At 48.4% G+C, this 11,572-nt stretch carries 5 protein-coding genes and 1 pseudogene; 4 read left to right on the top strand and 2 right to left on the bottom strand.

Annotation, left to right across the window (positions count from 1 at the left end; translation table 11 throughout):
- Together PN499_RS05735 and PN499_RS05730 are read left to right on the top strand one after the other, a co-directional pair.
- A partial coding sequence (locus tag PN499_RS05735) for a CHAT domain-containing protein (protein WP_272030733.1) occupies positions 1-3,501 on the top strand: 3,501 nt, incomplete at its 5' end.
- 73 nt (positions 3,502-3,574) lie between these two features.
- On the top strand, positions 3,575-3,727 hold the full coding sequence (locus PN499_RS05730) for a hypothetical protein (RefSeq protein ID WP_272030732.1): 153 nt from the start codon (positions 3,575-3,577) through the stop codon (positions 3,725-3,727).
- On the opposite strand, the gene PN499_RS05725 is transcribed toward PN499_RS05730, so the two are convergent.
- Both PN499_RS05725 and PN499_RS05720 read right to left on the bottom strand, forming a co-directional pair.
- On the bottom strand, positions 3,724-9,132 hold the full coding sequence (locus PN499_RS05725) for a DUF4347 domain-containing protein (RefSeq protein ID WP_272030731.1): 5,409 nt from the start codon (positions 9,130-9,132) through the stop codon (positions 3,724-3,726). The two genes, PN499_RS05730 and PN499_RS05725, sit on opposite strands and share 4 nt — an antisense overlap.
- 541 nt (positions 9,133-9,673) lie before the next feature.
- A complete protein-coding gene (locus tag PN499_RS05720; protein ID WP_272030730.1) occupies positions 9,674-10,006 on the bottom strand; it encodes a DUF565 domain-containing protein in 333 nt (110 codons plus the stop codon).
- A 74-nt stretch (positions 10,007-10,080) separates the two neighbouring features.
- Here PN499_RS05720 and PN499_RS05715 point away from each other — a divergent pair, with 74 nt between their 5' ends.
- Both PN499_RS05715 and PN499_RS05710 read left to right on the top strand, forming a co-directional pair.
- Entirely contained in the window at positions 10,081-10,653 is a 573-nt protein-coding gene (locus PN499_RS05715) for a hypothetical protein (protein WP_272030729.1), read from the top strand.
- A gap of 371 nt (positions 10,654-11,024) precedes the next feature.
- Positions 11,025-11,390 (top strand): annotated as a pseudogene (locus PN499_RS05710) (ArnT family glycosyltransferase); the annotation flags it as partial.
- Positions 11,391-11,572 lie beyond the last annotated feature (182 nt).

Below are 11,572 nucleotides of genomic sequence, written 5' to 3'. Positions count from 1 at the left end.
CAACAACTAACAACTAACAAAATCAGTTCTGCTGCTAGTAGTGGCAACAGTGGCAATATTTCCTTGAATGCAGCTCAGAATGTAACAGTAGGAGAGATTGATGCCAAAGGGACGGGAGGGGGAAACGTAATTTTGACTGGTAGAGGTAATGTGGTAGCGACTGGTGCGATCGCTAGTGGTGCTGGAAATATTACCTTAACGGGAGCCGAAATTGACTTTAATGGCGGCGCTAATTCCATCAGCAGCACTGGTTATTTGACATTGCAACCCGGAAGCCTAACTCAAAATATTGCGATCGGCAACCCGACTAATCAAGGCGGAAATACTCTGAATGTGACAGCAGATGACTTACAAGCACTACAAAACGGCTTTGCGGCGATCGCGATCGGCAGTGAAAATGGTAGCGGGGCAATTACGATCGCTAGCGATGTTACTTTCAACGACCCGATAACTATTCAATCTCCTGGTAACTCAGGCTCGATCTCAGCGACAGGAACGCTTTTGGGCACAGGCAGTGCTTCTATTAATCTCAAGGCTAGCGGCGATATCAAAATTGGCAATATCTCAACGGCAAACTCAGAAATTCGAGTTACAACTACCCAGGGAAACATCACAGCTCAGCAATTGCAATCAAGGGGCGGCAATACAACACTCAGATCCCAAGGCAATATTAGCGTAGCATCGATCGATACCTCCCCGAAGACAAGCTCCGGTGTTGGGGGAAATGCGATCGCAGTTAGTAATAGTGGCAACATTGCGATCGCTTCTGGTATTGATACTTCCTCTCCTGGGGGAACCACTGGAGATCTCACCTTATCGACATCGGGAACAGTAGCAGTAGGGCCCATATCTGCTAGGGGTGTTAGGGGAGGAAATATTACGCTAACGGGTACTAACGGCATCACTATAGGCGCGATCGATGCCACCAGCAAAGAAGCGGGGGGAAATATTACCTTAACGGGTAATGAGATTGACTTGACAGGAGGCGGCAATTCCGCGATCGGCAACGGCAATTTGATGCTACAACCGGGTAATTCTAGTCAAAATATTATTATCGGCGGCTCCGGTAACACAACCGCTCTCGATTTGACTACTACAGACTTAAATGCCTTCCGCAACGGTTTTACTGCTGTTACTATCGGGCGTTCAGACGGTAGCGGTACAATTACTTTAGGCGATCGCGACTCCGAAGCGTCCTCAGAATTGAGATTTCGCGACCCGACAGTAATTCAAGCACCAGCAGAGTCAGGCGCGATCGTGGGTACAGGAACAATTTCCGGCGCAAACGGGGCTACGATTAATTTAACTGCTGGTAGTGTTAACATCGGCGACATCAGTTCTCAGGCAGGAATTAGTATAGTCACCACGCGGGGTAATATTGCCGCAGGTACGATTTCCGCTCGCTCTGAAAATGGGAGTGGCGGTAATATTAGTATTCGGAGTGCCGGTTCGGTACAGTCAGAAAATATAAATGCTTTCGGCCATCAAGAGGGCGGTGATATCGAAATTTTAGCATCAGGTGCGATCGCCACTGGCATTATTAACTCTAGTTCTCAGTTGGGAAATGCCGGTTCTAGTACCCTTAGAAGCCAAAGCAATATTCAAGTTTCTGCGATCAAGGCGGGTGGCGTAAAAGGCGGTAGCATTGATATTATTACCGATGGCACCTTCAGAGCTACAGGCACATTTAGGGACGCGAATCAAGTCACTGCTAGCATTTCTGCGGCCGGTCGCGATCGCGCGGGTTCGATCGCAATTCAGCAGGGGATTAGTAGTCCCACACCTTTTGTAGTCGGAAATCCTAAGAAAAATGGTACCGCTGGCGCAATTACTGATGGGCAATTTACGATCGGGCCGACTCGCGAAGTATTGACAACTTTTGATTTAAAGGCTTTGGGGAGTCCTCAAGAGTCCTTAACTAAGATTTCTAGTGCGAGTGAAGCCCCCTTGAAAAATGCCCCGACTGCTTCCCCAAGCCCAAGTCCTAGCCCAATTATATTAACCTTAGAAGGAACGCCCGAAGTAATATTAGATGCCTCCGTAACTGCTAATAGTGGAACGAGCAAAAATTCAGTTGTTTCGCAATCTACAACTACCCAAAATTCTACCCAAAATCCTACTATTCAAATTAGTTCTATCCCCAACTCAGAGAACTTAACTATTGTCACCACACCTTCACCATCAGCCACATTAGAGCCTGACCAAACTAAAATAATCCCCAGACCAACTGAGGGGAGGGCTACAGGGTTAGAACTTTCTCACCCTACTAGCATAACTCAAGTGAGTTTGACAGATTTATCACCGCAATATCTCGATCGGCAACGAGGTCGGGAATTTGAAAATTACTTTGGAGGCAATCTTTCCGAAAAGTCAATTACAGCTCAAAATATCAGAAATACGCTCTCGCGCATTGCTAGCGTGACGGGGGTGAAACCGGCCGTTATTTATGTTTCTGCACAGCCTCAACAGTTGGAACTCCGCCTATTTCTGCCGGATGGAAAGCCGATTTTTAAAAGTATTGCCCTGCCACGGGAAGAAGTATTAGAAGTAGCCAAAGACTTTACTGATGATATTAGAAACCCGCGAATGCAGGATTATAAAATAGGATCTAAGCAACTTCACCAGTGGTTGATTGCACCGCTACAGCAGGAGTTAGATACTCACGGTATTAATACGCTGATATTTTCGATGGATTCGGGGCTACGAAGTTTGCCTGTTGCTGCTTTATATGACGGCGATCGCTTTTTAGTTGAAAAGTATAGTCTGGGGTTGATTCCTAGTTTGAGTTTGACAGATACAAACTATGTCGATATCAGGAATTCTGAGGTATTAGCGATGGGGGCCTCAGATTTTCCAGAGATTGCAGCTCAAAGTCGTTTACCTGCGGTACCAATGGAAATATCTGCGATCGTTGGGAAGCTTTGGCCTGGGGTTTCTTTTCTGAATGAAAAGTTTACCTTAGCAAACTTAAAGGCCCAACGCAGTCAACCTCAATATCAGATTATCCATTTAGCAACTCATGGGGAATTTCAACCGGGTGGTGCTGAAAATTCTTATATCCAGTTTTGGGATACTAAGCTGCGGTTGAACCAGTTACGGGAGTTGAAGTTGTACAACCCACAGGTGGAGTTGTTGGTATTAAGTGCTTGTACTACTGCTGTGGGAGATGAGAGTGCTGAGTTAGGCTTTGCGGGGTTGGCGGTACAGGCGGGGGTGAAGTCGGCGCTGGCGAGTTTGTGGTATGTCAGTGATGCGGGAACTTTGGGGTTGATGTCGGAATTTTATCAGCAATTGCGGACTGCACCAATTAAGGCGGAGGCGTTAAGACAAGCGCAATTGGGTATGCTGCATGGACAGGTGCGTTTGCAGGATGGTCGCTTGTATAATTCGGGAAGCGATCGCGGTACTCGTTTGCCTCCTGAGTTAGTTGCACGCGGCGATAGAAGTTTATCTCATCCTTATTATTGGGCTGCTTTTACGATGATTGGTTCGCCTTGGTAATTGTTCAACCGCCTTGGCGGTTAGGGGCTAGGGGCTAGGGGCTAGGGGCTAGGGAAAGAAGGGAAGAGAGTCAATGGTTAGGACACTCGCTCATGGCCCAAACCATGTCTACTATTGCATTTTCCTCCTGCCTCCTGCCTCCTGCTATATCTCATGTCCTAGCGATCGCGAATCCCACATCAAAGAGCAAGGACGCGGCAATAACCGCGCCCTCCAAACGCTCTAAACAAAGAGGCTGAAATTGTTAGCTGAGAGCTGACTTGCTTGCACCCCGTTGAGGATGGCTAAAAGTTCACCATTGTTAGCGATGCTAATTGATGCTGAACCATTAGTTTGCACAATCGACAGTTGACTGAAGTCCAAACCAACCAACACCAAAGAATCAGTTCCTTGGGCAAAGTCGATGACTGTATCAGCGCCGCTGCCAGAGGCTAAGACAAAGCGATCGCTACCACCGCCGCCAAGGAGAGTATCGCTACCAAGGCCGCCGAAGAATAAGTCATTACCAATGTCACCAAACAGGATGTCATCGCCGCTACCCCCAAATACGATGTCATTATCGCTACCACCGCAGAGAGTATCATTGCCTTGATCGCCTAGTAGCTGGTCATCGCCGAGACCTCCCAACACTACGTCATCGCCTTTGCCGCCGTAAGATACATCATTTCCTTCATCGCCAGAAATAGAGTCATTGCCGCGATTGCCGTAAATAGTATCATTGCCGCGATCGCCAAATATCAAGTCAAAACCCTTACCCCCGAAGAGAGTATCATTTTCGACTCCTCCGTAGACAGTATCGTTACCGATATTGCCATTGATATAATCGCTACCCTGTTGACCAAAGATCGCATCGTTGCCGTTAAACCCGTAAATAGTATCACTGCCTGCACTACCCACAAGAATCTCATCACCATCACTACCGTTAACAATATTGTTTTGGGCAGGACTAGGAGGCAGATTTGGAGCTGCAATCCTGGCGAAATCAGCAGGACAAGCTAAATCTGTCGGTACTGAGGTAGGAATCGGAGTTGGACTTGGAGATGGCCCAGGTGTGGGCGCAGGCCCAGGTGTGGGTGCAGGCCCAGGCGCAGGTGCAGGTACAGGCGCAGGCGTTGGCGTTGGTTCAGGCGTTGGCGTTGGTGACGGTGTAAATGTTTGCCGGAAATTTCCAAAGTCGATGCCGCTGACGGTAGCACCACTAGCAAGGACGATATCGGCGGGGTTCGTCGTGCTTTGGCTGAACCCAGATGGCGAGATTTCCCGGACACGATAAGTTCCCGGTGCTAAGTTCGTGAAACGGTAGTTACCGCTGCTGTCTGTGTTCGCAGTAGTCAGCACCCCAGTTGTCACATTGGTTAACTGAATTTGGATTCCGGCCAAACCGCCTTCGCCACCATCTCGAACACCATTGTTATTAGCGTCACTGAACTTCAGACCTTGAATTGTACCTGGTACAAATTTGAAATTACCAAAGTTCTTATCAGTGACGTTATTTACTGTCGCTGTGATGTCAGCAGTCAGAGGGTTAGCAGTGGTTTGTATCCAACCAGTCTGTTGCACCTCTCGGATAGTGTAAGTACCTACTGGCAGATTGGAGAAGGAGTATTTGCCGTTAGTATCGGTGAGGGCAACGGTGTCAGGGGTACTCAGAATGCCATTGTTATCCAAATCAAGGTAGATTTGCCAGTTAGGAAGTCCTGTTTCTCCTGTTCCATCTAAAGTACCGCTGTTATTCAAGTCATTGAACTTGATGCCGGAGATAGTACCGGATTGGTAGTTTCCGAAGTTAATGTTAGGGATGTTAGAACCCCTGGCGATCGTAATATCAGGGGGATTGGAAGTAGTTTGTTGCCAACCAGTTTGGGAAACTTCCCGCACTTTGTAAGTGCCCAAAGCTGGGTCGTTAAAGACATATGTGCCATCGGGAGCGGTAAGGGTATTTGCCTCTTCTGTATCTAGTGAGCCATCATCATCGCTGTCAAGGAAGATTTGCCATTTATCGAGTCCTAGTTCTCCTGGTAGGTCTTGGAAGCCACTACCATTGAGGTCATTGAACTTTAAGCCGCTGATGCTGCGGGGTTGGTAGTTGCTGAAGTTGACATTCAATACGTCAGTGGCGACGACGGTGACATCAAGAGCAACGTTAGTACCAACAGATGTAGGTGTCTGTTTCCAGCCGCCGTTTTGCAAGACTTGGCGAACTTTATAAGTACCAGGTAATACGTTGTCAATGGTGTAGTTACCGTTAGGGTCGGTGACGGCTGTTTTTTCTGTGGACTGGAAAGAACCATCAGACTGGTTATTATTGTTGTCGATGTATACTTGCCAATTACTAAGTCCCTCTTCATTTAGATTTGGATCTGTACTGATATCCTGAATACCGTTGTTATTCAGGTCGTTGAATATGATGCCCTTGATCTTGGGTAGCGGCCAGTTCCCGAAGTTTGTGGGCAGGGCAGCAGTGTCCGTAATATCTTTGCCACTTTCAGCAATGATGGTAGTGGCGTTTGGCAGTGCGTTAGCAGGTACGCCTGTCTGACTGGGGAAAGTTTGCTGGTAGTTTGCTTGCGGTACTTCCCGTATTTGGTAGGTACCGGGGCCAACATCCTTGATGATGTAGTTGCCATTGTCATCAGTCGTGGCTGATTTTTCCCCTGCATCTAAGATGCCGTTATTGTTGATGCCGTTATTGTTATCGGCGTAGATTACCCAACCTTTTAGTCCATTCTCTCCTTCTCCTGTCTCTTGGGTGGTGTTTTTGTTTTTGTCCTCAAATTTCAGGCCGCTGATGGTGATGTTTTTGAAGTTCCCGAAGTCTTTATCAATAACGGGAGTGCCGCTAGTAGGGATAACGGTGAGATAGGTAGTAGGAGTTTTTGGGAAAGTCTGCTGGCTGTATCCTGCTGGTGGAGTTTGGGTGATATAGTACGTGCCGGGCCCGATATTATTGAAGGTGTAAAGTCCTCCTCCGGCAGTCACTTGAGGAGTTCCTACTACGGTATCCGTGCCAACATCCAAAGTGGTGTTGCCATTAGTCTCTTTGTACAAAGTGACGGTAGCGCCATCTACGGTAGTAGTATCGTCAGTAGTTTTGGTGTTGGTTGTGAGGCCGTCACCTGTGCGATCGATGTAGGTTGTACCTTTAATGCTTGTTAGTTGGAAGTTACCGAAGTCCGCGTTAGAGACATCAGCAATACCAGTATTAGGGGCAGTAGTAGGGAAAGTCTGCTGCCAACCAGCTTGTACTGTTTCTGCGATCGCAGTGTTTGGTTTAGTATCTTTGAGAGTATATTGACCGAGAGTGGTAGTAGCGGTAGAGGTAGTAGTCGTGGTGACAGATATAGGAGAAGTCGTGGTTCCTGCCGAAATAGTCCATCCCCCTAGACCTGGATCTCCTGTAATAGATCCATCGCCGCTTATGTCGTTGAACTTCTGACCCTGCACGACCGGCCCATACTCGTAAGCACCAATGTCAACACTGGATTTGCCTACCAGAGTATTGTTGATTTGGCGAGGAAAGACTGTGCCACGTTGATCAGTGGCTAGGCTTGCTGCCGCTGTGTTGTCGCCGCCACCAATGGCAGGATTAGTGATAACATTGACGACGGGGTTGCTAACCAGGGCCAGGGTGAAAGGAGCAGGAGCCGTTGCCCCATTCAGTCCGGCGCTAGCAGCGGGTACTAATACATTTGCTAAAGTAGCCGTTGGTTGAAGAGTTGCTAAGTCCTGGCCTGTGAAACCAGTGCTAGTGCCGAGAACCTCAATCAGGTTGTTATTTCCTGTGAATGTCCCTGTAACATCATTGTTGGTAGCAGCAGTGTTACCAGCGATGATCGTGTTTTTGACTGTAACTGTACCACCGTTGTTGTAAATTCCTCCGCCATTAGCAATCAGACTGGCTAGTGTGCCAGTTGTCGCCGCTGTCGCAGTGTTGTAGGCGATCGTGTTGTTAGTCAGGGTGGCTGTAGCGCCCAAGTTGACGAAAATTGCACCGCCTGCGGCTGTACCCGCACCTGCGGCAGCAGCACCTGCATTGCCGCCTGTGACTGTGTTGCTATATAAGGTGCTGTTGGTCAAGGTCAAGGTGCCCGCTTGGAGAAAAATTGCACCGCCTAAACCTGCACCGCCACCGCCTGCGGTGGTGGCACCTGCACCACCTGGGGTGAATCCATTGATTGCAGTGCTGGGACCGAGAGTATTGCCAGCACCACCACCGCCGCCGAAGCCTCCAGTGCCGCCATTGCCACCTAAACCAGCAGCAGGAGTTGTGCCGCCAGCACCACCAGCACCGCCGCCACCGCCAAAGCCTCCTGCACCACCCGTACCCCCTGCACTGGCATTACCATTGCCCCCAGTACCAGTGCCGCCATTACCGCCGGTACCGCCTGCGCCACCACCGCCGCCGATGGTACCATTAGCACCCAAACCGCCAGTGCCGCCATTACCACCTACGCCGGTAGCCCCGAACCCGTTGCCGCCGTTACCAGCAGCCCCTCCGTTACCGCCAGGGACTCCAGGGCTGAAGCCATCAGTACCGTTGTTGCCTGCGTTGCCATTAGGAGCAAGGGCTGTCGTAGCATTAGCACCGTTGCCGCCTGTACCTGTGACATCGGTACCAGCGCTTCCTCCAAAAGGACCACCGCCGAAATCGGCACTGCCACCTTTGCCGCCGATCCCAGCAACACCTGTACCGCCAACTGCCTGGTTCTTAGAGAAAGTAACTCTGTCAACGGTGACATTACCAGTGTTGATAAAAAGACCACCGCCTAAGCCCGCACCACCACCACCACCAGCACCAGCAGTTACGCTGTCACCTACTGCCTTTGCAGAATCAATGGTGAGGTTGGAGATTGTGACTACGTTTGTATTACTGTCAACTACAAAGGCTCGGAAATTAGTACCGCCGTTAATGGTAAAACCTCCGCCAACAATAGTGGTGGTGTCGGTAATTCTCGGCAATAACCCTCCAAGATTGATATTGCCTGTGAGGGTGATCGTGTCACTACCAGTGTTAGTGTTGGCAACATTAATAGCATTTACCAATGCGTTAAAATCGCCTGCGGTTTGGTTCAAATCAGCTAATACGCCGTTATAGGCCTCTCTCGCCGCTTGGGAAAACGCTACAGGAGTCTCAATCTCCCCTGTCTTCACTTCCAATTCCCAATCTCCACCCAAGGCCTCACACCCCGTGAGATCGTCGGAAGCTGCAACTTGAGCCCCTGTTAAGCGACTCAGCCTTTGCACAAATTCCAGACCCTCTGCACCTGCTGCTACGTTACAGCCGTAAAGTAAAATTTCTGGATGATGGGTAGGCGTAGCCAGTGGTAGGGATTGCCCTTGGGAAGGCGAGGCAAACCACTGTTCTAAATAATTTCGATAGCTTTCAATATTACTCAGTGACAGTTCGCTTGCAGCCAATTGCAAACTCCCTGCTGCACCGTGAGACAATACATGGACGGCAGCAACGTCTGTCCGCCCTTTCAATGCTTGTGCAATTTGCTCAACACCATCGCGCTTGGAGTCGAGGATAATGACTTCTGTATGGCGCTCTACGCTTCCCGTCAGATTTTGGTAATCTTCAACTCTTGAGTCTGCAAATAGGATTTGCTTCCGTTCTTCCTCACGTATCATAATTAAATTCCCCGGTAAATCCACCTAAGATTGATAAAACAAATAAAGGCAATTTTGCGATGCCGATCGCTGGCTTCGCTAACACCAATGAGTGCCCAGTACAATGATCTTGTTTGCTGTACAGGCTTCTTGCCTGTAAATTACTGCATACCCACTGTCAATCGCAAGTATTGCCACAAAAAAATCTAAAAGGGGAATTGGCAAAAATTAATTATTTTTGTAGATTCCGCCCTGATAGCTTTATTGGGTTGTGTAGAAGCATCAAAGGATGCTATAGTTCCCGATTTTACAAAAAAACAGAACTGACTGCTTTGGCGACTACTTAGAAAAAGCTACTCGTTTCCCAAGTATTTGACTCTTGGTTGCTGGAGCCATACTTTGTTAAGGATTACAATACCCCGTTAAGATGTTTTTAATAACATCGCTAGTAATAATTTTTAACCGAAGCATAAAGCAAAGTTAATATAATACCACAATCATCAGCTTTTGTCAATTAAAAAACCACTTTATTTTATGTTTAATTATGTGCTTCTACTCACTCCTAAGAACCGAGCTTAAAAGCTTCCACAAACAGGCTGTAAATTAAACCAATTTTCAGACAATTTAAAATATCTATCCACAAAGAACGACCAACCAGCCGAGTACCTCGGTAAACTATCCAGTTAATAAATTCTGTCAACGCAACTAACAACCCAGCCGCAAAAATGTCCCACTCAGCAGCTTGTCCCGCGATCGTAGAGATAGCACCACCCAAAAACGAGCCAAATAATAAACTAATTATCAGCAGCGAGATCCGCCGCCAAGGATTTTGCAACCAGTCCCCTAGCTGTTCGCTGAGAACATCAATAAGTCTGTTAAGACGAGTATTCTGCATATTAGCCTAATTTAAAGATAGTTATAACTCACTTAAAGATGCGGGGTCTACCAATTCAATTAATTGTAAAGATTATGAAACTTAAAATCTACCCAGCTATTATAGTTGCCCTATTCGTTGCATCTACAGGGGTGTGGTTGGGACGGATTAATTTTAGTCTCTGGAGCCGTTCCACGAACCCGCCAGAGTCCCCCAACTCAGCGACAATACTGCCTTCAGTACCCTCACCCTTGAGCGTAACGCCTCTACCACCTGCGATCGCATCGCCAGTATCGACAGAACCACCAGAGAAGGAAAAATTAGCAGCAAATACCAAAGAATCAGCCTCAAATCCTAAAGCTATTGGGTCTCTACGGGTGAGCAACCGTACCGAGCATCCAGTCCGCGTAGCTTTGCTGTTACGGAAATCTACTCAAAAGTCCTATGCTAAACCGGCTCACTGGGATTTTGCACCGGGGGAAGGTGGGGGTAAGGGCTTGCTTTTATCGCTTCCCGAAGGTAAGTTGCAACTAAAACCCGAAGATATATTAGTGGTCTTTGCTCAAGATGGCTCTCGCCTCTATTGGGGGCCCTATGTCGTCGGCGAAACAGCCGCACCAGTGTGGAATAACCGAGCCACTGAATGGCAATTGATACTGCAACCTTGAGCAGAAGGCAGAAGGCAGGAGGCAGGAGGAAAATGCGATCACAGAAAGGGTTTGGGGGATTGAGAATGTCCTAACCGTTGTGGCGGTTGCTATATTTTCGTCAAAAAACTGCTGGTTGAGCGAAAGTCGAAACCCGGTTTATGAGGTTGGGTGCGTAAGCCCTGTTATAGAAACCGCCAAGATGATTAATGACGTTCTTAACTGCTCAAGGTCTAGCTGAAGATAGCATTTTCCTTAGCCTAAAGCATCGCCGCCTTCTTCTCCAGCTATCAGCCTTGCTTTAATATGATCCAGGAGTGAACTTTCCAGCTAAATTAATCTCTGGAGATTCCGACTAACAAAGCAACAACTCACAGACTATTTAAAGCTGGATGAAATTTAGGATTAGCGAGCTCGCAGATTTGTTGAAATATAAAGTAAAGCGCCCCTCCCAAGCTTTGGCAATATCGCTTTTGTGGCTGTGCGCCCTTAGCTGGGTAGCATTCTTATGGAATTTGGGACATGGCGGCCTAGTTGATGAGACAGAACCGTTATTTGCTGAAGCCGCCCGCCAGATGACAGTGACAGGAGACTGGATTACCCCCTATTTCAATGGTCAGACGCGCTTTGACAAGCCACCTTTAATTTACTGGTTGATGGCGATCGCCTATCGCACCATCGGCGTTAACATTCTTGCGGTGCGCCTTCCCTCCGCAGTCGCCGCGATCGCCCTTACCTGTCTTGGATTTTATACCCTTTACTATTGCAAGAGAGATGGGGAGATGGGAAGCGGGGGAGATGGGGAGCGGGGGAGCGGGGGAGCGGGGGAGCGGGAGAGCGGGGGAGATGGTGGAGATGGTGGAGATGGAACAGGAAAGATAAAGATTTCCCCTCTGCTCCTCTGCCCCCCCGCTCCCTCTTAACCGCTGGCATTGGTTCT

Origin of the sequence: Kamptonema animale CS-326, assembly GCF_028330895.1 — a bacterium.
Taxonomy (GTDB): Bacteria; Cyanobacteriota; Cyanobacteriia; order Cyanobacteriales; family Microcoleaceae; genus Kamptonema; species Kamptonema formosum.
The sequence above is the reverse complement of the archived record's forward strand: the minus strand, read 5'-3'. Positions and strand labels throughout refer to the sequence as shown.